The 25,423-nt window shown below is 65.6% G+C and carries 20 protein-coding genes, 1 pseudogene and 2 riboswitches; of the genes and pseudogenes, 10 read left to right on the top strand and 11 right to left on the bottom strand.

The genetic code is table 11. From position 1 onward, the window contains the following. Window positions 1–8: 8 nt before the first annotated feature. From EJA05_RS14615 to EJA05_RS14605, 3 genes are all read right to left on the bottom strand, one after another. On the bottom strand, window positions 9–302 hold the full coding sequence (locus tag EJA05_RS14615) for a hypothetical protein (RefSeq protein WP_125858796.1): 294 nt from the start codon (window positions 300–302) through the stop codon (window positions 9–11). Window positions 303–408: 106 nt separating this feature from the next. Beyond that, window positions 409–1,761 carry a GntP family permease gene (locus EJA05_RS14610; RefSeq protein WP_125464219.1) on the bottom strand — a complete coding sequence of 451 codons (1,353 nt, stop codon included), beginning with the start codon at window positions 1,759–1,761 and terminating at the stop codon, window positions 409–411. A gap of 113 nt (window positions 1,762–1,874) precedes the next feature. Further along, on the bottom strand, window positions 1,875–2,414 hold the full coding sequence (locus tag EJA05_RS14605; protein WP_125858795.1) for a gluconokinase: 540 nt from the start codon (window positions 2,412–2,414) through the stop codon (window positions 1,875–1,877). 208 nt (window positions 2,415–2,622) lie between these two features. Here EJA05_RS14605 and gntR point away from each other — a divergent pair, with 208 nt between their 5' ends. The 3 genes and pseudogenes from gntR to EJA05_RS28770 all read left to right on the top strand — a co-directional run bounded on the left by gntR (window position 2,623) and on the right by EJA05_RS28770 (window position 6,044). Then, the gene (gene gntR / locus EJA05_RS14600) at window positions 2,623–3,642 is read left to right on the top strand and encodes an HTH-type transcriptional regulator GntR (RefSeq protein WP_125858794.1); all 1,020 of its coding nucleotides are present in this window, start codon (window positions 2,623–2,625) and stop codon (window positions 3,640–3,642) included. A 1,082-nt stretch (window positions 3,643–4,724) separates the two neighbouring features. Beyond that, window positions 4,725–5,507, top strand: a pseudogene (locus EJA05_RS28775) (PAS domain-containing protein); the annotation flags it as partial. An 81-nt stretch (window positions 5,508–5,588) separates the two neighbouring features. Beyond that, window positions 5,589–6,044 carry a methyl-accepting chemotaxis protein gene (locus EJA05_RS28770; protein WP_394366663.1) on the top strand — a complete coding sequence of 152 codons (456 nt, stop codon included), beginning with the start codon at window positions 5,589–5,591 and terminating at the stop codon, window positions 6,042–6,044. Here EJA05_RS28770 and EJA05_RS14590 read toward each other — a convergent pair. The 7 genes from EJA05_RS14590 to EJA05_RS14560 all read right to left on the bottom strand — a co-directional run bounded on the left by EJA05_RS14590 (window position 6,019) and on the right by EJA05_RS14560 (window position 12,520). Beyond that, a complete protein-coding gene (locus EJA05_RS14590; RefSeq protein WP_125858792.1) occupies window positions 6,019–9,309 on the bottom strand; it encodes a transporter substrate-binding domain-containing protein in 3,291 nt (1,096 codons plus the stop codon). The two genes, EJA05_RS28770 and EJA05_RS14590, sit on opposite strands and share 26 nt — an antisense overlap. 3 nt (window positions 9,310–9,312) lie before the next feature. Then, window positions 9,313–9,927, bottom strand: coding sequence for a response regulator transcription factor (locus tag EJA05_RS14585; RefSeq protein ID WP_125464213.1), 615 nt, complete (start codon window positions 9,925–9,927; stop codon window positions 9,313–9,315). A 205-nt stretch (window positions 9,928–10,132) separates the two neighbouring features. Continuing rightward, entirely contained in the window at window positions 10,133–10,375 is a 243-nt protein-coding gene (locus EJA05_RS14580; protein ID WP_110994473.1) for a DUF1272 domain-containing protein, read from the bottom strand. 62 nt (window positions 10,376–10,437) lie between these two features. Continuing rightward, window positions 10,438–11,190: a precorrin-4 C(11)-methyltransferase gene (cobM, locus tag EJA05_RS14575; protein ID WP_125858791.1), complete on the bottom strand. Its 753-nt coding sequence runs from the start codon at window positions 11,188–11,190 to the stop codon at window positions 10,438–10,440. Between the two features lie 28 nt (window positions 11,191–11,218). Beyond that, on the bottom strand, window positions 11,219–11,629 hold the full coding sequence (locus EJA05_RS14570; protein WP_125464210.1) for a cobalamin biosynthesis protein: 411 nt from the start codon (window positions 11,627–11,629) through the stop codon (window positions 11,219–11,221). Beyond that, the gene (locus EJA05_RS14565) at window positions 11,629–12,324 is read right to left on the bottom strand and encodes a CbtA family protein (RefSeq protein WP_125858790.1); all 696 of its coding nucleotides are present in this window, start codon (window positions 12,322–12,324) and stop codon (window positions 11,629–11,631) included. The genes EJA05_RS14570 and EJA05_RS14565 overlap by 1 nt, the downstream gene beginning before the upstream one ends. A 10-nt stretch (window positions 12,325–12,334) precedes the next feature. Continuing rightward, window positions 12,335–12,520 (bottom strand): CbtB domain-containing protein, encoded by a 186-nt coding sequence (locus EJA05_RS14560; protein ID WP_125858789.1) that lies wholly within the window; start codon window positions 12,518–12,520, stop codon window positions 12,335–12,337. Between the two features lie 97 nt (window positions 12,521–12,617). Beyond that, window positions 12,618–12,843: riboswitch (cobalamin riboswitch) on the bottom strand. A gap of 60 nt (window positions 12,844–12,903) precedes the next feature. Further along, a riboswitch (cobalamin riboswitch) is annotated at window positions 12,904–13,102 on the top strand. A gap of 101 nt (window positions 13,103–13,203) precedes the next feature. On the opposite strand from EJA05_RS14560, the gene cobW reads away from it, so the two are divergent. From cobW to EJA05_RS14540, 4 genes are read left to right on the top strand one after another with little or no spacing between them, the layout of a single operon-like run. Beyond that, window positions 13,204–14,271 carry a cobalamin biosynthesis protein CobW gene (gene cobW, locus EJA05_RS14555; protein WP_125464208.1) on the top strand — a complete coding sequence of 356 codons (1,068 nt, stop codon included), beginning with the start codon at window positions 13,204–13,206 and terminating at the stop codon, window positions 14,269–14,271. Window positions 14,272–14,274: 3 nt separating this feature from the next. Beyond that, window positions 14,275–18,036: a cobaltochelatase subunit CobN gene (gene cobN / locus EJA05_RS14550; protein ID WP_125858788.1), complete on the top strand. Its 3,762-nt coding sequence runs from the start codon at window positions 14,275–14,277 to the stop codon at window positions 18,034–18,036. Window positions 18,037–18,038: 2 nt separating this feature from the next. Continuing rightward, the gene (locus tag EJA05_RS14545; RefSeq protein ID WP_125858787.1) at window positions 18,039–19,037 is read left to right on the top strand and encodes an ATP-binding protein; all 999 of its coding nucleotides are present in this window, start codon (window positions 18,039–18,041) and stop codon (window positions 19,035–19,037) included. A gap of 53 nt (window positions 19,038–19,090) precedes the next feature. Then, entirely contained in the window at window positions 19,091–19,705 is a 615-nt protein-coding gene (locus EJA05_RS14540) for a vWA domain-containing protein (protein WP_223811822.1), read from the top strand. A 106-nt stretch (window positions 19,706–19,811) separates the two neighbouring features. Here EJA05_RS14540 and EJA05_RS14535 read toward each other — a convergent pair whose 3' ends face one another. Further along, window positions 19,812–20,078: a hypothetical protein gene (locus EJA05_RS14535; protein WP_110994481.1), complete on the bottom strand. Its 267-nt coding sequence runs from the start codon at window positions 20,076–20,078 to the stop codon at window positions 19,812–19,814. Between the two features lie 333 nt (window positions 20,079–20,411). On the opposite strand from EJA05_RS14535, the gene EJA05_RS14530 reads away from it, so the two are divergent. The 3 genes from EJA05_RS14530 to EJA05_RS14520 all read left to right on the top strand — a co-directional run bounded on the left by EJA05_RS14530 (window position 20,412) and on the right by EJA05_RS14520 (window position 25,422). Then, window positions 20,412–21,743: a sigma-54 dependent transcriptional regulator gene (locus tag EJA05_RS14530; protein WP_125858786.1), complete on the top strand. Its 1,332-nt coding sequence runs from the start codon at window positions 20,412–20,414 to the stop codon at window positions 21,741–21,743. A 95-nt stretch (window positions 21,744–21,838) separates the two neighbouring features. Then, window positions 21,839–22,987 carry an L-threonine dehydrogenase gene (gene yiaY / locus EJA05_RS14525; protein WP_125858785.1) on the top strand — a complete coding sequence of 383 codons (1,149 nt, stop codon included), beginning with the start codon at window positions 21,839–21,841 and terminating at the stop codon, window positions 22,985–22,987. A gap of 521 nt (window positions 22,988–23,508) precedes the next feature. Further along, window positions 23,509–25,422 carry a sigma-54-dependent Fis family transcriptional regulator gene (locus EJA05_RS14520; protein WP_125858784.1) on the top strand — a complete coding sequence of 638 codons (1,914 nt, stop codon included), beginning with the start codon at window positions 23,509–23,511 and terminating at the stop codon, window positions 25,420–25,422. Window position 25,423: the final 1 nt, after the last annotated feature.

The raw sequence follows: 25,423 nt of genomic DNA, 5'->3' as shown, positions 1-25,423 counted from the left end.
CTATTGCCTCAGGGCTTGCCGCTGGCGCCTTCACCTTGGCGCCCCATGCCTTCTGAGCCACTTTCCCCCAGCCCGGGCAGATCCTGATCAACATTCTGCCGGGCCGCAGGGCTGTCAGGGTCATAGCCCTTGATCCGCGGATCGGTGTCCCGAGGCATGGGCTTCTCGATCGGGTTGAGGGTGCTGTCCACGCCCGGCTGTGGTGCCGGGTTGTGCGGATCGTCGGGGTAGGTGGCGCCGGTGCCGGCGGCGAACGCCAGGGGCGATGCAAGCAGGGCGGCGAACAGGAAGGATCGGTTCATCGGGCAAGCTCCTCGCGACAGAAAGAGATCGGCCCCGCTTGCGCGGGGCCGCTGTCTCACTTGGGCCACGTCCTCGTCAGCAAGTTGCCATGGCCCTGATCAACGGTCACACCACCTGGGCCAGCAACATGATGAAGATGATGCCGACCACCGACAGGATGGTCTCCATCATGCTCCAGGTCTTGAAGGTCTCGGCCACGGTCATGTTGAAGTACTGTTTGACCAGCCAGAAACCGGCGTCGTTGACGTGGGAGAGGATCAGCGAACCCGCGCCGGTGGCCAGCACCAGCAGTTCGCGGTTGACGCCCGGCACCAGGTCGATCACCGGCGCGACGATGCCCGCGCCGGTGATGGTGGCGACTGTCGCAGAACCGGTGGCAATGCGGATCACCGCCGCCACCAGCCAGGCCAGCATGATCGGTGAAATCTCGGCCTGCACGGCCATTTGCCCGATGACGTTGCCCACGCCGGTATCCACCAGCATCTGTTTGAAGCCGCCGCCGGCGCCGACGATCAGCACGATCGCAGCAGTGGGGGCCAGGCTCTGGTCGAGCATCTTCATGATCTGCTGGCGGCTGAAACCGCGCGCCGAGCCGAAGGTATAGAAGGCCAGCAGCAGGGCGGCGAGCAGGGCGGTGATCGGGTGGCCGATCAGGTCCATCCACTGGCGCACGATGTGCTCGGCCGGCAGGACCACGTCGGCGAAGGTCTTGAGCAGCATCAGCACCACCGGCAGCAGCACGGTGATCAAGGTCACGCTGAAGCTGGGCAGGTTCTTCTGGTCGGACTCACGGGCGATCTGGTCCATCAGCTCCTGGGAAGGGTTGCCGGGGATGTAGCGCGAGATGAAGTTACCGAACAGCGGGCCGGCGATGACGGCGGTGGGCAGGGCCACCAGCAGGCCGTAAAAGATGGTCTTGCCGATGTCGGCATGGAAGATGCCGATCGCCAGCAATGGCCCCGGGTGCGGCGGCACCAGGCCGTGCACCACCGACAGGCCGGCCAGAAGCGGGATGCCGATCTTCACCAGCGACACCCCGGAGCGGCGGGCGACGATGAACACCAAGGGAATCAGCAGCACGAAGCCGATTTCAAAGAACAGCGGGATGCCCACCAGGAAGGCGGCGAACATCATTGCCCAGTGCACTTTCTGCTTGCCGAACGCGCGGATCAGCGTCTGGGCGATCTGGTCGGCACCGCCGGAGTCGGCCATCAGCTTGCCGAGCATGGTGCCCAGCGCAAGGACGATGCCGACAAAGCCCAGCACGCCGCCAAAGCCGTCCTGGAACGATTTCATCACCTTGGCCACCGGCATGCCGGAGGTCAGGCCTAGAAAGCCTGCGGCCAGGGTGAGGGCAACGAAGGGGTGGACCTTGAAATGGGTGATCAGCAGGATGAGCCCGATGATGGTGACCATCGCGTCGAGCAACAGGAAGGTATCAGTAGCCAGTCCGAACATGGTTCGTATGCCTCGGTCTTGTCGTTGTTGTTTTGGCGTAGCTTGGTTTTGAGCGTTCGCCACTTTCAGGTGGCGAGATAGCGCTATCTTTGGTGAGCCGGAAAACCGCCGGGTCAGGCAGTCCGCGCCAGGGGCCGCTCACCGCAGGGCTTTAGCCAGTCATGCACGGTCTCGGCGAGGGTCTCGATCGGGCGGGTGGCATCCAGCGCCAGGGTGAGTGGCTCGCCCAGTGGTGATTCCAGGGCGGCGAACTGGCTGTCGATCAGGCTGGCCGGCATGAAGTGGCCGGGGCGGGCGAGTACGCGCTTTTCGGCTTCCTGCGGGGTCAGTTCGAGGAATACGAAGCCCAGCTCGGGCACGGCCTGGCGCAAGGTTTCGCGGTAGCGGCGCTTGAGTGCCGAGCAGGTGAGGATCGGGCGTTCGCCGGCTTTGATGATGGCCTGCAGCTCTTCGCCGAGGCGCACCAGCCAGCCGGCGCGGTCGTCATCGTCCAGGGGGATGCCGGCGCTCATCTTGGCAATGTTGCTGGCGGGGTGGAAAGCATCGCCTTCGACCAGGCGACCGCCGCTGCGCGCAGCGATGGCGGCGCCGATGCTGCTTTTGCCGCATCCAGCCACACCCATCACCACTATCGCGGACAGGGGAAAGTTCATCGGTACCTCCTGCTGGGTGAGATAGCGCTGTCTCGACCAGGGCGAAACGAGAGTGCAAGCGCCACCCTCCCGGGTGTTATTGATTTTGTCTTAGGCAGTATGGACGCTGCATGCATGGCTGCTACCAAGATTGCATTGCCTGCATCCAGAGACAGCGCTACCTTAGTGACCGTTCCCCATTCCTGCAAGTAGTAAAATTACAACATTCATGTCTCGCATCGGCTCGCGTACCACAGGTCGTCCCACTCTGGCGGAAGTCGCCAGGCTTTCCGGGGTATCCCCTATTACTGCTTCTCGCGCCTTGCGCGGGGTGAGCACTGTCGCCCCGGAATTGGTGGCCAAGGTCGTGGCGGCAGCAGGCAGCCTGGGCTACGTCGCCAACCCAGCGGCGCGGGCCTTGGCCTCGGCGCGCAGCCAATCGGTGGTGGTGCTGATTCCGTCATTGTCGAACCAGCTGTTCATCGACACCCTCGAAGCCATTCACGAGGTGATGCGCCCGCGTGGCCTGGAAGTGCTGATCGGCAACTATCACTACGATATTGCCGAGGAAGAGAACCTGATTCGCAACTATCTCGCCTATCAACCTTGCGGCATGTTGCTCACTGGTTTCGAGCGCAGTGAGGGGGCGCGGCAGTTGCTTGCGGCCAGCCATGTGCCCTGCGTGCACATGATGGAGCTGGGCGGTGATGCGGGGGCCTTGTCGGTGGGGTTCTCCCAGCACCAGGCCGGCCGTGCGGCGGCGCAGCATCTGATTGCGCGTGGGCGGCGGCGGCTGGGGTTCATCGCGGCGCAACTGGACCCGAGGGTGATGCAGCGTGCCGAGGGCTTCCGTCAGGCCCTGGCGGAGGCTGGGTTGCAGGCGCCGGAGCTGGAGATGCTTGACCCGCAGCCTTCGTCGATTGGTTTGGGCGGTGAGTTGTTCAGCCGTTTGCTGGCGCAGGCGCCGGATGTGGATGGGATTTTCTTCTGTAACGATGACCTGGCGCAGGGGGCGGTGCTGCAGGCGCTGCGTGAGGGGGTTGCGGTGCCTGGGCGGGTGGCGATGATCGGGTTCAACGATCTGCCGGCTTCGGCGCATATGGTGCCGCCGTTGACGTCGATTCGTACGCCGCGGGCGGCGGTTGGGCGGGGGGCGGCGCAGGCGTTGCTGGCGATGCTTGATGGTAAGCGGGTGGTGACTGAGCAGCAGGATCTGGGGTTTGAGTTGATGCAGCGGGAGAGTTCTTGATCGTTGGTGTGGTTTTGACTTGGGCCGAGAATATTGAATATTGAATATTGAATATTGAATTGTTTGTTTGGTAATTGGTTTGTTTTTATAAGGTATGCGCATTCATTAGATTTATCGACGCATAGTCACCTTTCCGCCCTTACGGCGGGTTACTTTTTTTCTTGGAAAAAAGTAACCAAAAACCGCTCGCTCCATTCATACGGCCCTCCGCTGCGCTCCGGGTCCCTTCGCTCCGGCGTCCTCCGGGCCCGCGCGGCCTCCGACTTGCTGCGCAAGTCTACATCTCGCGCCTTCGGCTACGCCGAAGGGTGCTGCGCACCAGGGCCCTCCAGACGCCTACGCTCAGCCTCCTGAAGTCGCGAAGTTAGGGGCGGCGCCTGGGCTGGCGTTAGCTGTCGCTAGTTGGATGGGTTGGGAGCTCAGGATTGCAATCGCTGGCAAGCCAGCTCCCACAGGTTAGTGCGAACTTTTAAACTTGCGCTGTACCTGTGGGAGCCGGCTTGCCGGCGATAGGGCCCGAATAAACAACACATAAACAACAGCCAAACCTAGATAGCCGCATTACTGCTCTTGATCTGCTCTTGATTTTGCTTCTAAGCGCGCGATAGTCCAGGCAACACAAATTGCGACTTCAGGAGGCCGAGTGGAGGTGACTGTAGGGCCCTGGTGCGCAGCACCCTTCGGCGTAAGCCGAAGGCGCGAGATGTAGACTTGCGCAGCAAGTCGTAGGCCGCGCGGGCCCGGAAGGCACCGGAGCGAGGGGACCCCGGAGCGCAGCGCAGGGGCCGTATGATGGGAGCAGGCGGCTTTGCCTACTTTGGCCAAGACCAAAGTAGGCCGCCGTAAGGGCGGAAAGGTGACTAAGCGTCGACATCACAAATGAATGCGCCTACATCCATCAAAACAAACACACTGAGTCCCGAACCCGAACCCGAACCCGAACCCGAACCCGAACCCGAACCCGAACCCGAACCCGACCAACGGCTCAAATACCTAATCCAAAAGTGATATCAAAGCGCTTGCACGCCGATAACGCCCATCTATGCTCAGGACATCCCGGGGGGGCACAGGAGTCCCAGCGCATGTTCGAGTACCACCGCAAGTCCGACCTCGTCGAAATCCAGCGCTGCCGCCAGGCCCTGGCATCCATGGAAGCGAAGCTCGCCGCCATCAGCCGCTCCATGGCCATGATCGAGTTCGCCCCCGATGGCACCATCCTCGAAGCCAACGACCATTTCTGCACGACGATGGGCTACAGCGCTGACGAGATCCGCGGCAAGCACCATCGAATGTTCTGTGACCCCACCTACGCCAAAAGCGCCGAGTACCAGCAACTGTGGCGTGAGCTGGGGCAGGGCAAGGCCATCAGCGGCACCTTCGAACGCTTGGACAAGGCCGGCCGCGAAGTCTGGCTCGAAGCCAGCTACATGCCAGTGATCGACGACCGCCAACAGGTCACCAGCGTCATCAAGGTGGCATCCGACATCACCCGCCATGTGATCGAAGAACACGAGAGCGAGAGCCTGCTCAAGGCCATCGGCCGCTCCATGGCGGTGGTCGAGTTCACCCCGGCCGGCAGAGTGATCAAGGCCAACCAGAACTTCCTCGACACCATGGGTTATCGCCTGGAGGAAGTGGTGGGCCGCCACCACGGCCTGTTTTGCCTGGCCCACGAACGTGAATCGGCCCAGTACCGCGAGTTCTGGGCTTCGCTGAACCGCGGCGAATACCACTCGCACCGCTTCGAACGGGTCAACAAGCAAGGCCAGACCGTGTACCTGGAGGCCTCGTACAACCCGATCTTCGACAACAAGGGGCGATTGACCAAAGTGGTGAAGTTCGCCAGCGACATCACCAACCAGGTCAGCACCCAACAGACCGCTGCCGATGCTGCCCACGCAAGCTCGGTACAAACCGACGCCTGCGCGCGCAAGGGCACCCAGGTAGTGCAGCAGACGGTCGAGGTGATCGAGCAGATTTCTGCCGAGCTCAACCAGGCCGCGCTCAGCCTCGATGCGGTGAGCAAGCAGTCCGAGCTGATCGGCCAGATTGTCCTGACCATCCGTGGCATTGCCGATCAGACCAACCTGCTGGCACTCAACGCAGCGATTGAAGCCGCCCGGGCTGGCGAGCACGGGCGTGGCTTTGCCGTGGTCGCCGATGAAGTGCGCAGCCTGGCCGCGCGCACCAGCAAGGCAACGCTGGAAATCGTCGAAGTGGTGCGGCAGAACCATGACCTGTCATTGAATGCCGTGGCCAGCATGCAGTCGAGCCTGACCCGCACCGGGCTTGGGGTGGAGCTGGCCAATGAAGCAGGCACGGTGATCATGGAGATCCAGCAGGGCTCACGGCACGTGGTGGACGCGATCAGCCAGATCAGTTCGACCCTTCAATTGCATTGATACCCTGGCGCAGCTCTTGCTCCAGGCTCTGCAGGCTGGCCAGCAGGCGGGCAAGCAATTGCTCGGTTGGCTGGCCCAGGGCCATGGCCCGCTCAATGGCCTCGCAGTCCTTCACCACGCCCCGCACCTTGAGCATCTTGGCGCCGCCCTTGATGCGGTGAACGGCCATGGCGAGCGGATCAGGTGGCGGCGAGGCTCCCAGTTCGTGCAGCGCTTGCAGGTCCTCTCGAGTGCTCTCGGCCAGTTGCCGCAGCAGGCGCAGGGTCAGTTGCTCGTCATCCTGGGTGAGATGGCGCAATTGCTCCAGCGCAAAACCGCTGTGGCCAGGCAACTGCGTGGCAACCGTGGCGACAGCCGCCGGGAGCACGCTCGCCGACGCCAGGGCTGAACGCAGAGCTTGCAGGTCAATGGGCTTGAACAGGCACTCGTCCATGCCATCGTCCAGGCAGCGTTGACGTTCTTGCGCCTGGGCATTGGCGGTGACGCCGATGATCACGCAGGCGGGCAGGCCCTGGTCACGTTCCAGCGCGCGGATGCTTCGGGTCAGTTCGTGGCCGTCCATGATCGGCATGTTGCAATCGGTGATCAGCACATCGAAAGGGTGCTTTCGCCACAATGCCAACGCGTCCTGGCCCTGTTCGGCGAGCACTACCTTGTGGCCCAGCGTGCGCAACTGCTTGTCGAGCAGCAACAGGTTGGCAGGGTAGTCATCGACCACCAGCACTCTCAATGCGGGGCTGTCGGCCGGGGGCGCAGGAGGCTTGGGTGATTGGCCCGCGGGCGCAACGGCGACCGGCAGATCGAGGTGGACATCCACCTGGGTGCCCAGACCCTCGAGGCTTTGCAGGGTCAGGGTGCCGCCCATCAGCTCGCACAGGTCGCGGCAGATCACCAGGCCTAGCCCTGCGCCTTGGCGGGCCTGGCGTCCGTCCATCTGGGCAAAGGTGTGGAACAGTCGCGCCTGGTCAGCGCTGCTGATACCCACGCCGCTGTCCTTCACCTGCAGCATGACGCCCATCGATTGCTCGCCGTGCGCAGCCACTTCCAGTGCAACGTCTATCCGCCCCTCCTCAGTGAATTTGATCGCGTTGCTCAACAGATTGGACAACACCTGCTTGAGCCGCAGTGGGTCGCCCAGCACCCAGCAGTGTTCGGTGGGCAGCGCGGCACGCAGGTGAATGCCCTTGGTCCGGGCATTGCCCTCGAATACCCGCAGTGTGGCGCGCACCAGGCCGACCAGTTCGACGGCCACCGGTTGCAGGGTCATGTGCCCGGCTTCAATGCGCGAAATATCGAGAATGTCGCCAATCAGCTCTAGCAGTCCGGTTGCCGAACCATGAGCGGTTTCCAGCGCCTGGCCATCGATGCGGCCATGACGGCTGTCCTCCAGGGCCAGTTCGAGCAAGCCGATGACCGCGTTCATCGGCGTGCGGATTTCATGGCTCATGACCGCGAGAAACGTGCTTTTGGCCTGGTTGGCCTGCTCGGCATCCTCTTTCGCCTGGCGCAACTGCTCCAACAGCCCGCGGCTGAGCTGCAGTTGATCCTGCAGCGCATGCTGGGCCTCGGTGCGCTGACTGATGAGTTTGCGCAGGTAGCTGTTCCAGAACACCACGCCCGCCAGCAAGACGCTGGCCAGCACCAGCACCTGGAGTGCCAGGGTCCGGTAGTTGCGCCAGGGGCTGTCGCTGACCACCGCACTGGTACGCCAGCGATTGACCAGTTGTTCAAGCTCGTCAGGCGCAATGCTCAATAACGCCTTGTCGAGGATGGCTTGCAATTGAGGCTGTGCAGGGTCGACGGCGAAGGCCGCGAGTGCGGGCTCATCACCCAGTTGCGCCGCGACCCGCAGGTCGCCCTTGAACACCTGGCTGATGAAGTAGCTGGCGTTGATATAGGGGCTGAGCGCGACATCGGCATTGCGTTGGAGCACCGACTCCATCAGTTGCAGTGGATTGTCCACCTCGACCGGGCGCACTCGAGGTGCCTGCTGCAGGAGCCCGTCGAGCAGCGGAGAGCCGCGCAACAGCGCCACCCGCTGGTCGCTCAGCGGTTGTGCCGGGTCCAATGGCGGTGAGCTGGCGCGCATCACCAGAACCTGCGGGCTGGCCAGGTAGGGGCGGCTGTAACGCAAGCGAGTGGCCAGCCGCGGGTCATAGCCAATGGCGCCGAGCATGTCGACCTTGCCCTGCGTCGCGGCATCGACCATCTCGCCGAACGACTGTGCCCCGACCACGTCGAAACGCAAGCCGGTGCGCAGGCTGATCTGCTCCAGCACGTCCATGGTCAGGCCCCGTGGTTGCTGCTGGCTGTCGGTGAATGTCAGCGGTGCGAGGGCAGTATTGATCATCACCTTCACCGTGCGGTGCTGGGTGATCCAGGCGCGTTCTTCGGCGGTGAGGGCGTCCAGCCGGCGATCAAGCAGGATGCTGGTGCTGCCACTGGTCCAGCGCCGCAGGATGTTCAGCCGTTCGCTGTCGGCGATGCGCTCCAAGGCCCGGTCGATCAGTGCGCGCAGGCGCTGGTTGTCGCGGTCCAGGGCAAACGCGAAAGTGCCGGCCGGCAGTTTGACCAGGTGATCGATCTTGACTGCACCCTGGTAGCTTCTGCTGATCACGTAGTCGCTGCTGATGGCGTCGCCCAGGTAGGTATCTGCCTGGCCCAGCGCGACCGCCGCGACCCCAGCCAGGGTAGAGCGGTACAGGGTTATCTGGGCGTTGGGGTAGAGCTGCTGGACGGCCTGCAGGGGCAGGTAGTGATCGACCAGGGCCAGGCGCTGGCCGGCCAGGTCGCTGCCCTCCAGCAGGGCGCCGCCCTGTCGGCTGACGAGTACTGGCAGGTCATCGGCATAGGGCAGGCTCAGGGCGAGTTCGGCGTCGGCGGCTTCGAAAGCGTTGGAAGTGCCCAGCAGGTCGATCTCGCCTCGGTGCAGGGCCGCGATGGCCTGCGCGCGGGTAGGGTAACGCCGTACCTTGATGGGTATCCCCAGTTGCTCGGCGATCAGGCCGGCGTAATCGGCGCTCAGGCCCTCGTAGTCGTCCTGGCTGGTGTTGATATCGAAAGGCGGGTAGTCGGGGCGCGAGCCCCCCAAGGTCAGTACCTGGCGTTCGCGCAGCCATTGCCGGTCATTGTCGTCAAGGGGCAGTGGCGCGGCGGCGCTCTGGGCGCGGGCCAGCAGGTGACGGTCCTCGCTGGTGGTCTGGGACAGTCCCTGCACGGGCACCAGCAAGGTCAGCACCAGGCACAGCAGTGTGCCCTTGCTCATGCTTCAGCCCGCGTTGTTGCGTTTGGCCAGGTCGACCATTTCCACCAGTGATTCGACCTTGAGCTTCTCCATGATCCGGCCGCGGTAGGTACTGATGGTCTTGGCGCTGAGGTGCATCTGCTCGCCGATCAGCTTGTTGCTCTGCCCCGCGCAGAGGCGGCGCAGCACCTCCATTTCACGGTTCGACAGGCTGCCCAGTCGGTCACCCTCGCTTTCCAGGGTGTTGCTGTTGACTGCCATCTGCGGGAAGGTCGAATAGCCTTTGACCAGTGCCTTGAGGGCAAAGACCAGGGCGTCGAGGTCTTCGTCCTTGTTGACGAAGGCCGAGATGCCGGCGTCCATGCACCGGCGTACGTACAAGTCGGCCGGCTGGCCGGTCAACGCCATGATCCTGGGGGAGGGGGTGAGCAGCTTGAGGCGTTTGATCACTTCCATGCCATCGAGGTCGGGCAGGCCGATATCGAGGATGACCACATCTGCCTTGGTCTGCTCGGCCAGGCGTGCGGCATCCTTGCCTTTACCGGTTTCGCCGACGACGGTGAAGCGCTCCCCCTCGAGCAGCATGCGTACAGCAAGGCGAACAATGTGATGGTCATCGACCAACAGCACGGATGTCATGTGAAACTCCTGTCGGATTGAGCCCATGTCCTGTCTTCCGTCGGGCTCACGCCTGCGGATCAATTGGGCAGCGCGCACATTACGGTGATTCCGAACCCTTGGTAATAGGCGAGTATAGGCGCGTTGAAAAGACAACAAGGAATTGTAGAAAAGGACTACAAAAGGGGCGCGGGAACGCCCCGGGACAGGTACTGAGGCAGGCGGGTCAACTGCAGGCGGGATGTGCCTTGAGGATGCGCTCGCTGGAGGCGGGGTTGTTCTTCAGGGCCTGGCCCACCCGGGGCGGGCGGCTGAGTAGCGGGCCGCCACAGTTGGGGCAGCGGCCGTGCAAGTGCTGGTCATTGCAGCTGCGACAGAAGGTGCATTCGAACGAGCAGATCAAGGCGTCCGGGCTGTCGCCCGGCAGGTCGCTGTTGCAGCACTCGCAGTTGGGGCGTAGTTCGAGCATGGGCGTGGCTCCGTGACGTGGAAGGGCAGTGTGCGCCGTCGCCACGTCTGGCGGCAATCGCTTCAGTTGCCCGGGCGGTACAGGTGGGCGTGGCCGGCGCGGTACAGCGCCGATTCGGCGAACGGTGCATCACCCAGCACATGGCCGACCAGGATCAGCGCCGTGCGCCGGAAGCCCTTGCTGGCCACGCGCTCGACGATGTCCGCCAGGGTGCCCCTGGCCCAGTCCTGATCGGGCCAGGTGGCGCGATGGACCACGGCGATCGGGCAGTCGGCGCCGTAATGGGGCAGGAGTTCCTCGACGATCCGCGCCAGGTTCTTGATGCCCAGATGGATGGCCAGGGTGCTGCCATGCCGGGCCAAGTCGGCCAGTTGTTCGCCGGCCGGCATCGGTGAGCTGTCGCCGTAACGGGTCAGGATCACCGTTTGCGACACCTCTGGCAGGGTCAGCTCGCAACCCAGCAGCGCGGCGCTGGCGGCGGTGGCCGTCACGCCGGGGATGATCTGGTAGTCGATGCCCAGTTCGCGCAGTTGGCGGATCTGCTCACCGATGGCGCCATACAGGCTGGGGTCGCCGCTATGTACCCGGGCCACGTCCTGGCCGTTGGCGTGGGCCTGGCGCATGGCCTCGACGATCTGCTGCAGGTGCAGTTCGGCACTGTTGATCACTGTCTCGGCACGGTGCCCTTCGAGCACGGCAGCGGGTACCAGCGAGCCGGCATAGATGATCACCGGGCACTGGCGGATCAAACGCTGGCCCTTGACCGTGATCAGTTCCGGATCGCCGGGGCCGGCGCCGATGAAGTAGACCGTCATGGGGAGTCCTTGCAGGTAAAAGGGCGGATTATCCGCCGATGGCCAGCGCCAGGGTAGCGCCGCCGAGTCGCTGGCGCGGTACGCGCAGGCCAGGCTGCAGCGATTCGCGGCCAGCCAGGGCCAATGCGGCGCTTTCGGCCACACCCCAGCAGCCGGTCTGGGCGAAGGCGATGGCCGAGCGCTGGCTGAGCAGCGGCTCGAAGCCGAGCAGTTGCCCGGCATCGAAACAGATGAACGGCAGCCCGAGGCGCTCGGCCAAGGCCAGCAGGCCTGGCTCCCGGGCCTTTGGCGCGATGCTGGCGATGCCGCGCAGCGCGCTGAGCGGCAGGGCATGCTCGGCCAGGGTCTGGCGCAGCAGGACCGCCAGGGTCTCCACCGGGCAACCCCGGCGGCACCCAAAGCCGGCATACAGCGCCGGCGGCTTTGCAGATTCCAGCATCAGGCTTGACTGTAGCGACGGTACAGCCAGGCGCTGAGCAGGCCCAGGGCCACCCAGAAGGCGGCATTGGTCAGCCAGGAAGCGATCTTGAACTGGGTTTCCAGTGCCTCGGGTGCCAGGCTTTCATGCACCGCTGGCTGTGGCGCGCCGATCACGTGGGGCACAATCAGCAGCGCCGCGCCAAGTACCTTCAACAGCCAGTGGCGACCGAACACCAGCAATGCCAGGCCAGTGGCGGTGGCGGCGGCGGTGCCGATCCACCAGGTCTGGCGTTGGCCCAGGTCGGCAGCGGCGGTGCCCGGCAGCTCCGGCGGCAGGCCCAGGGTCGGCGCCAGGCAGAACACCGCAAAGCCGGCCAGGCCCCACAGCGCGCCGGTGCTGACCCGGCCCGGCTCACGCAGGCTATACAGCGCGACGAGGATCAGCGCAAAGCCGACGGCTACCACCAGGTTGCCACCGGTGGTGGACAGCACGCGCTGCCAGCCGTCTTCCGGCGCCCAGGCTTCGGCGCTGTGCTCATGCTCGTGGGGGGCGGCGGCTTCGCCATGTTCATGGTGCTCGGCTGCCGGGGCGGCGCTTTCATAGGTCTCCGCCTGCAGAATCAGCGGTGCGACCCAGAAGCTTTGCAGCAGTGTCAGCAGCAGGGCGGCGAGCAGCCCACTGAAGCCCGCGGTGCGGGCAATACGGGTAATCATGCGGGGCTACTCAGTGGCAGGGGAAGGCGGCGCTGTGGCGGGTGTCGTGGGCAGCGTTGTGCACCGCCTCGATGTGCGAGAAGCCGGCGAAGTAAACCAGGCACAGGCCCAGCAGGCTGGCGCCGATGGCGATGACCATGCGCTGGCTGAGTGTGGCGGGGGTGGAGATGCTGTGTTTTGTGCTGGTAATCGGCATGACGCGTTCCTCTGCTGCTTTTATTGGGGCAACGGGCAGGCGCGGCGCTCCCGGGCAGGACAGCCCAGGGAATACGACAGCGCCCGCCCACCGCGGGGTGTTGATGTGGTGTCAGGCCGGTCTCCGGGCTGGCGAGGTGGAGCGGTGCTCCATCTATTGGCGTCACCTTCCCATGCCTGTTGAACCGGCACAGTGGTCAAGACGCTTCACTCGCTTACCGTTGCGGGGGCAGCACCGGCCTTGTCCGCTGTCTATTAAAGACGCTGGACGCACCGGTTTCCCGTTTCACCCCCAATGGGGGCACCTGAACGCAGTGCGCTAGCAAATCATGGGGCGTGGCTTGCGTCAATCGCCCCAGCGGTTGACCGGTGTCGGGCGGATGCGTAGCCTTGCCGCTTCGAGGTTCTCCGGCCCAGGCCGGAGCTAAGACGGGAACGCGGTCCAAGCCGCGGCTGCCCCCGCAACTGTAAGCACTCAAAAGGATCGGCACAGCCACTGCGCAAGCGCGGGAAGGCGCCGTCCCCCCGGCACCGCTGCCGGAACAGTGCAAGCCAGGAGACCTGCCTCGCAACGTTTTCGACTATCAACCGGGCGGGGTGATCCGGTGGCGAACGCGCCCGGCCGGCAACGCCCGAGGCTGTCGTCCCGCATGCCCGCGCCATTGCTGCCAAGGGCATCGCGACATGAAAACACTGGCCAAGCTCCCCGTCACCATCGTCACCGGCTTCCTCGGCTCGGGCAAGACCACCTTACTGCGCCACATGCTCGACAACGCCCAGGGCCGCCGCATCGCGGTGATCGTCAACGAGTTCGGCGAGCTGGGCATCGATGGCGAAATCCTCAAGCAGTGCAGCATTGGTTGCACTGAAGAAGAAGCCAACGGCCGCGTCTACGAGCTGGCCAATGGCTGCCTGTGCTGCACCGTGCAGGAAGAGTTCTTCCCGGTGATGCGCGAACTGGTGGCGCGCCGCGGCGACCTCGACCACATCCTTATCGAAACCAGCGGCCTGGCCCTGCCCAAGCCCCTGGTGCAAGCCTTCCAGTGGCCAGAAATCCGCAACGCCTGCACCGTCGATGCGGTTATCACCGTGGTCGACAGCCCGGCAGTGGCCGCCGGCACCTTCGCCGCCTACCCGGACCAGGTCGACGCCCAGCGCAAGCTCGACCCCAACCTGGACCACGAGTCGCCGCTGCATGAACTGTTCGCCGACCAGCTGGCCAGCGCCGACCTGGTGGTGTTGAACAAGGCCGACCTGATCGACGCCGAAGGCCTGGCCAAGGTTCGTGCCGAAGTCGCCGAAGAGCTGCCGCCAGCGGTGAAAGTGATCGAAGCCAGCAGTGGCCGCCTGCCGCTGGAAGTGCTGCTGGGCGTCGGTGCCGAATCCGAGGCGCACATCGACGGCCGTCGCACCCACCACGATTCGCACCACGACGGCGATGACCACGACGATCACGACCATGACGCCTTCGACTCGATCTCCATCGACCTGCCAGAGGCCGACGAAAGCCTGCTGCTCGATGCCCTGACGCAACTGGTCACCGAGTTCGGCATCCTGCGCGCCAAAGGCTTCGCCGCCATTCCCGGCAAGCCGATGCGCCTGCTGATCCAGGGCGTGGGCACGCGCTTCGACAAGCACTTCGACCGCGCCTGGCGCACTGACGAGCCGCGCATCACCCGCCTGGTGCTGATCGGCCAGGACCTCGATGCCGTGCACCTGGAAGCGCGCCTGCGCCAGGCCCTGGGCGCCTGACCCATGCACCTGCTGAGGACCCAGCCCGGCGGCTTCGTGCCGGACGACAGCATTGCCGACCTCGGCCAGACTCCCGCCGAGCTGGTGATCCTCTGCAGCGGCGATTCGCACCTGGCGCTGCTCGCCGAAACCGCCGAGCAGTTGCCGGACGACTTCCCCAGCGTGCGCCTGGCCAACCCCATGCAGGTGCAGAACCACGCCTCGGTCGACCTGTATGTAGACGAGGTGCTGCGCCACGCCAAGGTGATCCTGGTGTCGCTGCACGGCGGCGTCGGTTACTGGCGCTATGGCGTCGAGCAACTGGTGGAACTCAGCCAGCGCGGCGTGCAACTGATCCTGGTGCCCGGCGATGACCGCCCCGACCCGGAACTGACCGACCTGGGCACGGTGCGTGGCGAGCAGGCCGAACGCCTCTGGCACTACCTGCGCCAGGGTGGCAAGGCCAACGCGGTCAGCCTGTTCAATTGCCTGGCCAGCCAGTGGTTGGGGCGTGACTACGCCTGGGATGAACCGCAGCCGTTGCCGCGTACTGCGGTTTACCACCCGGCCAAGGCCAGCGCCCAGTTGCAGAACTGGTACGCCGACTGGCATCCCGAGCAGCCGGTGGCGCCACTGTTGTTTTATCGCTCGCACCTGCAGGCGGCCAACACCGCCTTCATCGACGTGTTTTGCCAACGCCTGCAAGCCTGTGGCCTGAACCCGCTGCCCATTGCCGTGGCCAGCCTCAAGGAGCGCGCCTGCCTCGACCAGGTCGAGGCCTGGCTCGATGAAGTGCAGGCTGAAGTGGTGATCAACACCACCGGCTTTGCCTTGTCCAGCCCCGAACAGCCCAACCTGCGCCCATTGCGCCGCGATGTGCCGGTGCTGCAGGCGATCTGCGCCCAGGACAACCAACCGGCCTGGGAGCAGAGCGAACAGGGCCTGGGTGCTCGCGACCTGGCCATGCACATCGCCTTGCCGGAACTGGACGGGCGCATCATCACCCGCCCCGTGAGCTTCAAGGACCTGGCCTGGCGCAGCGAGCGCAGCCAGTCCGATGTGGTCTGCTACCGGGCCCACCCCGAGCGCATGGACTTCGTCGCCGAACTGGCGCGGCGCTGGGTCGAGCTGGCGCGCCTGGACAACCAGGAGAAACGCGTGGCGCTGGTGTTGGCCAACTACCCGACCCGCGACGGGCGCATCGGCAATGGCGTCGGCCTGGATACGCCCGGCGCCGCACTCAACATTCTCAAGGCCTTGCAGGCGCAGGGTTACCCGGTGGCCGGCCTGCCCGACAGCGGCACCGAACTGATCCACCAGTTGCTCGGCGGGGTGACCAACGACCTCGACCACCTCGACCAGCGCCCCTGTGCCCAGAGCCTGAGCCTGGCCGATTACCACAGCGCCTTCGCCGCCTTGCCCGAAGCCAACCAGCGCGCCGTGCTGGAACGTTGGGGCCCGCCCGAACAGGACCCGATGTACCGCAGCGGGCGTTTGATGGTGGCTGGCCTGCGCTACGGCCTGACCTTCGTCGGCATCCAGCCCGCGCGCGGCTACCAGGTCGACCACAGCGCGGTGTACCACGACCCCGACCTGGTGCCGCCCCACGGCTACCTGGCGTTCCACTTCTGGCTGCGCAACGGCTATGCCGCCGATGCGCTGATTCACGTCGGCAAGCACGGCAACCTGGAGTGGCTGCCGGGCAAGGGGGTCGGGCTGTCCAATGAATGCTGGCCAGACGCCTTGCTCGGCCCGCTGCCGAACATCTACCCGTTCATCGTCAACGACCCGGGCGAGGGCGCCCAGGCCAAACGGCGCACCCAGGCGGTGATCATCGACCACCTGATGCCGCCGCTGACCCGTGCCGAAACCTATGGCCCGCTGCGCCAGTTGGAGCAGCTGGCTGACGAATACTACGAAGCGCAGCTGCTTGACCCGCGCCGTGCCCAGGAGCTGCAGCGCGACATCCTCGAACTGCTCAAGGCCAACCACATCGACCGCGACCTGCAGCTCGAAGGCCAGCTGGACGACGCGGCGGTGTGGCTGCCGCGGCTCGACACCTACCTGTGCGACCTCAAGGAATCGCAGATCCGCGATGGCCTGCATGTGTTCGGCCAGTCGCCCCAGGGCCGGCTGCGCAGCGACACGCTGTTGGCGCTGCTGCGGGTGGAACGCGGTGACGGCAAGGGCGGCAATGCCAGCCTGATCCGCGCCCTGGCCCGGGCGCTGGGGCTGGGCTTCGACCCGCTCGATTGCGACCTCGGCCAGGCCTGGGAGGGTCCACGCCCGGCGCTGCTACAGCAGCTGGACGCGGCGCTGTGGCGCACGGCCGGGGATACCCGTGAACGGCTCGAACTGCTGGCGTTGACATTGATCGAACAGGCGCTGGAAGGCGACTGCCCACTTGATGGGCAGGCTGACTGGCAACCGGTGCGCGAGGTGCTGCAAGCGCTGGTCGAGCAGGTCGCCCCCAACCTGGACGCCTGCGGCGCTGCCGAAATCGACGGCCTGCTGGCGGCCCTGGCCGGGCGTTTCGTCCCCGCCGGGCCCAGCGGCGCGCCGAGCCGTGGCCGCCTGGACGTGCTGCCCACCGGGCGCAACTTCTATACCGTCGACGTACGCAACCTGCCCACCACCACCGCCTGGCGCCTGGGCTTCGCCTCGGCCAACCTGATTCTTGAACGCCACCTGCAGGACCACGGCGACCACCTGCGCCAGTTGGGCCTGTCGGTGTGGGGCACGGCCACCATGCGCACCGGCGGCGACGATATTGCCCAGGCCATGGCGCTGATGGGCGTACGCCCGGTATGGGCAACCGGCAGCCAGCGCGTCGACGACTTCGAGATCTTGCCGCTGAGCCTGCTCGATCGCCCACGGGTCGATGTCACGCTGCGGGTCTCGGGCTTCTTCCGCGATGCCTTCGGTAACCTGATCCGCCTGTTCGACGCGGCGGTGCAGGCGGTGGCCGCGCTCAACGAGCCGGATGACCTCAACCCGCTGGCCGCCCGCGTGCGTGCCGAGCGTCAGGCGCTGCTCGATGACGGCCTGGATGAAGAGCTGGCGGCACGCCAGGCCGGCTGGCGCGTGTTCGGCGCCAAGCCCTGCGCCTATGGCGCTGGGGTGCAGAACGCCATCGACGGTCGCCTGTGGCACAGCCGCGACGATTTGGCCGAGGTCTACCTCAACCACGGCGGCTACGCATACGGCGCCAGCGACGAAGGCACCCCGGCCCGCGCACGTTTCGCCCAGCGCCTGAGCCAGGTGCAGGCGGTGCTGCAGAACCAGGACAACCACGAGCACGACCTGCTCGATTCCAACGACTACTACCAGTTCCAGGGCGGCATGCTGGCCGCCGCCGAGACCCTGGCTGGCACCACCCGGGCCAGCTACCACGGTGACCACAGCCAGGCCGACCGGCCGCGTATCCGTACCTTGAAGGAAGAGCTCAACCGGGTGATCCGCGCCCGCGCGCTCAACCCCAAGTGGATCGACGGCGCCAAGCGCCATGGCTATAAAGGTGCCTTCGAGCTGGCGGCGACGGTCGATAACCTGTTTGCCTTCGACGCCACCACCGGGCTGATCGACGACCATCATTACCAAGGCCTGGCCGACGCCTACGTGCTCGACCCGGCGACCCGTGATTTCATGCGCGAGCACAACCCCGAAGCCCTGCGCGACCTCACCGAGCGCCTGCTGGAAGCCCAGCAGCGCGGCCTGTGGCAGGACCCGGGCGACTACCGCGAGAGCCTCGAGCAACAGTTGCTCGAAGGCGAGGAAGACTGCTGAACATGAACGAACCTGTGCAATTCCCCCTGGCCGCCGTGGTGGGGGCCGACGAACTGAAGCTGGCCCTGTGCCTGACCGCCATCGACCCGAAGATCGGCGGTGTGCTGATCGAAGGCCCGCGCGGCATGGCCAAGAGCACCCTGGCTCGAGGCCTGGCCGACCTGCTGGGCGATGGGCCGTTCGTCACCTTGCCGCTCGGCGCCACCGAGGAACGACTGGTTGGCACCCTCGACCTGGACGCCGCGCTGGGCCAGGGCCAGGCGCGCTTCGCCCCGGGCGTGCTGGCTCACGCCGATGGCGGCGTGCTGTATGTGGACGAGGTCAACCTGCTGCCCGACCCGTTGGTGGACTTGCTGCTGGATGTGGCCGCCAGCGGCACCAACCGCATCGAGCGCGATGGCATTTCCCATCGTCACGCCGCGCGTTTCGTGCTGATCGGCACCATGAACCCGGAGGAGGGCGAGCTGCGCCCGCAATTGCTCGACCGCTTTGGCCTGAACGTCGCCCTCGACGGCTTGCCGGCACCCGAGGCGCGCCAGCAGATCATTCGCCGGCGCCTGGCGTTCGACAGCGACCCTGAAGCCTTCTGCGCCCAGTGGGCCACTGCCCAGACAGAGTTGCGCGAGCGCTGCCGGGCCGCCCGCGAGCGCCTGGCGGCGATCGCCCTGGACGACCAGGCGCTGGCCTGGATCACTGAACGCTGTTTCGCCGCCGGGGTCGATGGTCTGCGCGCCGACTTGGTGTGGCTGCGCGCCGCCCGCGCCCATGCGGCCTGGCGTGGCCACACTGCCATCGAAGAGCAGGATGTGGATGCCGTCGCCGAATTTGCCCTGCGTCACCGTCGTCGGCAGGACTCTGCGCAGCCGCAGGCCACCCCGTCCGGTACCGCCGAGCAGTCGCAGGCCCAGGGGCAGGGGCAGGGCGACTGGGGCGCCTTGCCGCCGCAGCCAGTGGCCAGCGGTGCTCGGCGCGAGGTGCCGAACTGGGCAAAAAAGCCCTGAGCATCCGCCGCCACGACGCCCAGGCGGCAGATGCCAGACCCCGCGTCGGCCAATTGAACGGTGTTTCCCGTGGCCGCGCCCGGGCAGCCGAAGATGGCCGCATCGCCTGGCTGCCAACCCTGCTCAAAGGCCGCCCCCGCCAGCGCCGCGACCTGTGCTGGCAGCAGCGCCAGGCCCAGGCGCCGGAACTGTGGCTGGTGATCGTCGATGCCTCGGCCTCCACCCGTCGCCACCAGGCGCTGGCCCAGGCCAAGGGCCTGCTGGCCGGGGTGTTCGACCAGGCCTACCGGCAGCGTGCGCGGTTGGCGCTGTTGACCGCCAGTGGCAGCAAACCGCAGTGGCAACGCCACGGGCTCAAGGCTTCGCAGGCGCTCCAGCCCTGGCTGCAGCAGCTGGGCGCCGGCGGTGGCACACCGCTGTTGGCGGCCCTGGAAGAGGCACGGCGCTGGTTGCTGGCGCGGGGCAAACAGCTGCCCCACGAGGTGCAGCGCTGCCTGTTGCTGACCGATGGTCGGCTGCAGGGGTGGCAAACTGCGCAACCGCTACCCTGCAGTACTTTGCTGGTGGATATCGAATTGGCTGCGGTACGTGTGGGTCGCGCACGGCAACTTGCCGAACAACTTCATGCCGATTATCGGCATATCGAGCAGTTCGATACCATCAATTGAATGGAATAACTGCGACGGGATGTCGCATGAAAGAAAGTTGTCGCGAGGGGAACTTTGAAGTTGCACCTGTGCGTGCCGGGCACGCACAGGAATCACCGTGGTTTGCTTATTCAGGCATCGACCAGGGTTGCAGGTCATAGCCCTTCTGGCACAGTTCGGCACGCACTTCCTCGATCAGGCTGGCCCACTGCGCAGGGTCCGAATAGACCCGCGAAGAGACTTGCTTGGCGCCGATGCGGGCGCTGGTCCGGTCGATCACTGCCAGGCTTAGTTCGCCGGTACCGTTGGGTGCATCCCAGGCGACGCACTGGAAGGGTTCGAAGGCGTGGTCGGCAATCAGCAGTGCTTCGTTGACACGGAGCGGGGCGTTCATGGGTTCGGTCTCTCTATGGTCCCAAACAGCGAAAAGTGTTTCCGCGGTGTTATTCCGGTACAGGTTACAGCGCGGTGTTAATCGTACTGATGCTCCAGATCAGGGGATGAGTCACACAATCCAAGAATTTTTTTATCTGGACGCATTGCAAGGTGTTTCTGCGTGCCGTCTGTGACGTCAATAAAATACGAAAATTCCCGGGCGGCTCAAATACGGTCGAATCGGGCTGACCAACGGTAGTGGGGGCTGTCAAGTTCATTGCTACTGTTACTTTTGGCGTCGCAACTTACTGTTTATAGATAAAAAACCCTATTCCGGCGCCAAGGAATGGTCATGCTCGAGCCTGCCGCCCAACGTCGCTTGCTGATCGTCGACCCCTGCGACGATTGTCATCGATTGTTACCGGGCCTGCGCGGCGTCGGCTGGGATGTGCGTAGTTGCAGCCTGGACGTTGCCCTGGAGCACCCCTGCGATGTCGGCCTGCTGCGCCTGCAGGCCTCGCACCTGCGTCACCCCGACGCGGTCAAGGACATGATCAAACGCAGCAATACCGAATGGATCGCCGTGCTCAGCGCCGAAGAACTGCGCATGCAGAATGTTGGCGATTTCGTTTGCGAATGGTTTTTCGACTTCCACACCTTGCCGTTCGACGTATCGCGGGTGCAGGTCACCCTCGGCCGGGCCTTCGGCATGGCGCGCCTGCGTGGCCGAGGCGCGGTGCGCGATGGCGAGGCCGAGCCCGAGCACGAACTGCTGGGCGAGAGCCGGCCGATACGCGAACTGCGCAAACTGCTCGGCAAACTGGCACCCACCGAATCGCCGGTGCTGATCCGTGGCGAGAGTGGTACCGGCAAGGAATTGGTGGCGCGCACCCTGCATCGCTTGTCGCAGCGCCATGACCAGCCGTTCGTCGCCATCAACTGCGGCGCGATTCCCGAACACCTGATCCAGTCCGAGCTGTTCGGCCACGAGAAGGGTGCATTCACCGGCGCCCACCAGCGCAAGGTCGGGCGTATCGAGGCGGCCAATGGCGGCACCCTTTTCCTCGACGAGATCGGCGACCTGCCGCTGGAACTGCAGGCCAACCTGCTGCGCTTTCTGCAGGAACGGCACATCGAACGGGTGGGCAGCACCCAGCCGATCGGCGTGGATGTGCGGGTGCTGGCGGCGACCCACGTCGACCTGGAAAAGGCCATCGCCCTCGGCCGTTTCCGTGAAGACCTGTATTACCGGCTCAACGTGCTGCAGGTGGTGACCGCGCCGCTGCGCGACCGGCATGGCGACCTGTCGATGCTGGCCAGCCATTTCGCCCGTTTCTACAGCCTGGAGACCGGCCGCCGGCCGCGCTCCTTCAGCGACAGCGCGCTGGCGGCCATGGGCCGCCACGACTGGCCGGGCAACGTGCGTGAACTGGCCAACCGTGTGCGCCGGGGCCTGGTGCTGGCCGAAGGGCGGCAGATCGAAGCCCCGGACCTGGGCCTGCACGACCAGGTGGAACAGGAAGCGCTGTTGGGCACCTTGGAGGACTACAAGCACCGCGCCGAGCGCCAGGCCCTGTGCGACGTACTCAACCGGCACAGCGACAACCTCAGCATCGCGGCCAAGGTGCTGGGGATCTCCCGGCCGACCTTCTATCGGCTGCTGCACAAGCATCAGATCCGCTGAGGCCCGTTCCCGCGCCCCCATTGCCCTGGATCAACACCCGGTCACTGCTGCAGGCGGATGCTCAAGCCCTACCGACAGCTTGAGAGGACCCGGCCATGAGCAGCACCTTCTTCATCCCCGCCGTGAACATCATGGGCATCGACTGCCTGGACGAAGCCATGGCCGCCATCGCCGGCTACGGCCTGCGCAAGGCGCTGATCGTGACCGACCAGGGCCTGGCCCGCGCTGGCGTGGCCGAACGCATCGCCGGGCTGCTGGCCATGCGCGATATCGACTCGGTGGTGTTCGATGGCGCCAAGCCCAACCCGAGCATCGCCAACGTCGAGGCTGGCCTGGCCATACTGCAGCGCGAGCGTTGCGACTGTGTGGTCTCGCTCGGTGGTGGCTCGCCCCATGACTGCGCCAAGGGCATTGCGCTGTGCGCCACCAACGGCGGGCATATCAGTGACTACGAAGGGGTGGACCGCTCGAGCAAGCCGCAACTGCCGCTGATCGCCATCAACACCACCGCCGGCACCGCCAGCGAGATGACCCGTTTCTGCATCATCACCGACGAGGCGCGCCACGTGAAAATGGCCATCGTCGACCGCAACGTCACGCCTATCCTGTCGGTCAACGACCCGGCGCTGATGGTCGGCATGCCCAAGTCGCTGACCGCTGCCACTGGCATGGATGCGCTGACCCACGCCATCGAAGCCTATGTGTCGACTGCCGCCACGCCGATTACCGACGCCTGCGCCCTCAAGGCCATCAGCCTGATCAGCGACAACCTGCGCCAGGCGGTGGCCGACGGCAGCGACCTGCAGGCCCGGGAGAACATGGCTTACGCGCAGTTCCTTGCCGGCATGGCCTTCAACAACGCCTCCCTGGGGTACGTGCATGCCATGGCGCACCAGTTGGGCGGCTACTACGACCTGCCCCATGGGGTGTGCAATGCGGTGCTGCTGCCTCATGTGCAGCGCTTCAATGCCAAGGTCAGCGCTGCGCGCCTGCGCGATGTAGCCAAGGCCATGGGCGTGAAAGTGTGTGGGTTGGAGGCGGAGCAGGGGGCTGGGGCGGCGATTTCTGCCATCGAGCACCTGGCGGCGGCGATCGGCATCCCGGCGGGGCTCGCCGAGCTAGGGGCCAAGGTTGAGGATGTGCCGGTGTTGGCGGCCAATGCGCTGAAGGATGCCTGTGGGTTGACCAATCCGCGGGTGGCCAGCCAGGCGGAGATCGAGGCGATCTTCAAGGCGGCGTTTTAGGCGCAGGGGGGGTCGCGTGAGGGCCACCAGGTGTTTGCCGGTGTTTTTGCAGCGCCTATCAGATCGAGCGCCGCCCGCGCGGCGCTTCGCGGGTAAACCCGCTCCCACAGTTTATTTCGGGCCAATTATTCCTGTGAAAGTACCGGCGCCTGCCTTGGTGCATGCCTTGAGCCATGTGGGGCGGCGGCAACGCCCGCACTGAAACCGCGTCGTACCAACAAGGCTGACCAGGTGATGGCACAGGAGAGACTGGCCCGAAACAAACTGTGGGAGCGGCGGTTCGCCGCTGCGATTTACCCGCGAAGCGCCGCGCGGGCGGCGCTCGATCTTGAGAGCGCTGCAAACCTGTCGCCCTGCACCTCGTGGCCCACATGCGATCCCCCTTGAGAGCGCCACAAACTAGCCGCCCCACACCCCCTTTTTGCCTGCCCCCCTGATGACGGCTGAAGAATTCTGACGCACACTGCCGAAAATTCCGATGCCCGATGCCCCGTATTGCCGGGGCACAGCTGGAGCACGCAATGGCGCGACAAACACTCACAACAAACGCCCATGACCCGCTGCAGCAATCCCGCCTGGTCCGCCTGAAGCTGGCCAACGAGGGCGAACTGCCCTCGGGGATGCTGCGCGACGAAATCGACGCCTCCTGGCGGCGCAGCCTCAGCCATGGCCTGGACTGCCTGCAGGGCGAGCAGGTAGGCCTGGGCATTCGTCACGGCCTCGACCTGCGCACGCTGCTTGAGCACAACCGGCTGCTGATCGACGCGGTCACCCCCGAGCTGGACTACCTGGTGCGCCGCCAGGGCCAGAGCGGCATCGTCATCCTTGGCGATGCCCAGGCCAACGTGCTGGCCATCGAAGGGCACAAGCATGCGCTGGAACGCGAGGGCCTGCGCGACCTGCACCCCGGCAGTTGCTGGAGCGAGGCGCTGCGCGGGACCAACGCCATCGGCACGGCCGTGGTCGAAGGCCAGCCCACCCTGATCAACTGCGGCGAGCATTACCTCGACCGCCTCAGCCCGTTTTCCTGTACCTCGGTACCGCTGCGCGACCCCCATGGCGAAGTGATTGGCGTGCTCGACGTGACCCGCGAAGGGGTCATGGCCCAGCCCCAGGACAGCCTCACCGCGCTGATGCTGGCCGCCGGCAACATCGAGTGCCGCCTGTTCGGGCTGTGCCACCCCGAGCACCTGGTGCTGGCGTTTCACAGCCGCCCACAATACCTGGCCAGTGCCTGGCAGGGCCTGCTGGCCCTGAGCCTGGATGGCGAAGTGCTGGCCGCCAATGACAACGCCTGCCAATTGCTCCAGCTGAGCCGGCAAGCGCTGCTCGGCAGGCGCTGCAGCGACTTGCTCGGCGAACGTTCGCCAGCCTTCATCTCTCGCCTGTGGCAAGGCGGCGTCAGCAGCGTGCAGACCGCCAAGGGCGACTTCTTCTTCCGCGCCGTGCAGCTACCGCGCCACGCCAAGCTCAACGGCGCCACGGCGAACGCCAGGGCCGCAGAACCGGCCAGGGCCCAGGCCCTGGAAGCGCTGGCCGGCGCTGATGCGCGCCTGGCCCGTGGCCTGCGCATGGCCCGCCAGGGCCTGGCCAATGGCTTGCCGGTGCTGTTGCTGGGCGAAACCGGCACCGGCAAGGAAGTCATCGCCCGGGCTCTGCACCAGGCCAGCCCGCGTGGCGACAAAGCCTTCATCGCGGTCAACTGTGCGGCGATCCCCGAGGGGCTGATCGAGTCGGAGCTGTTCGGCTACCGCGAAGGCGCCTTCACGGGTTCGCGCCGTGGCGGCATGGTCGGGCGCCTGATGCAGGCTCACGGCGGCACGCTGTTCCTCGACGAGATCGGCGACATGCCGCTGGCCCTGCAGGCGCGCCTGTTGCGCGTGCTGCAGGAACGCCGGGTGGCGCCGTTGGGCGCGGGCGACGAGCAGGAGATCGACGTGGCGTTGATCTGCGCCACCCACCGCGACCTCAAGCGCCTGGTCAGCGAACAGCATTTTCGCGAAGACCTGTACTACCGGGTCAATGGCGTGTCCCTGCGCCTGCCGGCGCTGCGCGAGCGCGACGACCTGGCCAGCATCATCGAAACCCTGCTGGGCAAGTTCGGCGCCCGTGGCGTAAGCCTCGACCCGGCGCTGGCCGGCCTGCTCGAAGGCTTCGACTGGCCGGGCAACATCCGCCAGCTGGAGATGGTGCTGCGCACCGCCCTGGCCATGCGCGAGGACGGCGAGCAGGTGCTGACCCTCGACCATCTCACCGACTGTCTGCTCGACGAGCTGGCCAGCGGCACGACGCCCTCCGGCAGCCTGCGCGACAACGAACTGGAACTGATCCGCGGCGCCCTGGCACGCCACCAGGGCAATGTCTCGGCGGCGGCCGAGGCGCTGGGCATCAGCCGCGCCACCCTGTACCGCAAACTCAAACAGTTGCGCGGCTGAA

It is taken from the genome of Pseudomonas oryziphila (assembly GCF_003940825.1).
Classification (GTDB): Bacteria; Pseudomonadota; Gammaproteobacteria; order Pseudomonadales; family Pseudomonadaceae; genus Aquipseudomonas; species Aquipseudomonas sichuanensis.
This window is presented reverse-complemented; position numbering and strand designations above follow the sequence as displayed.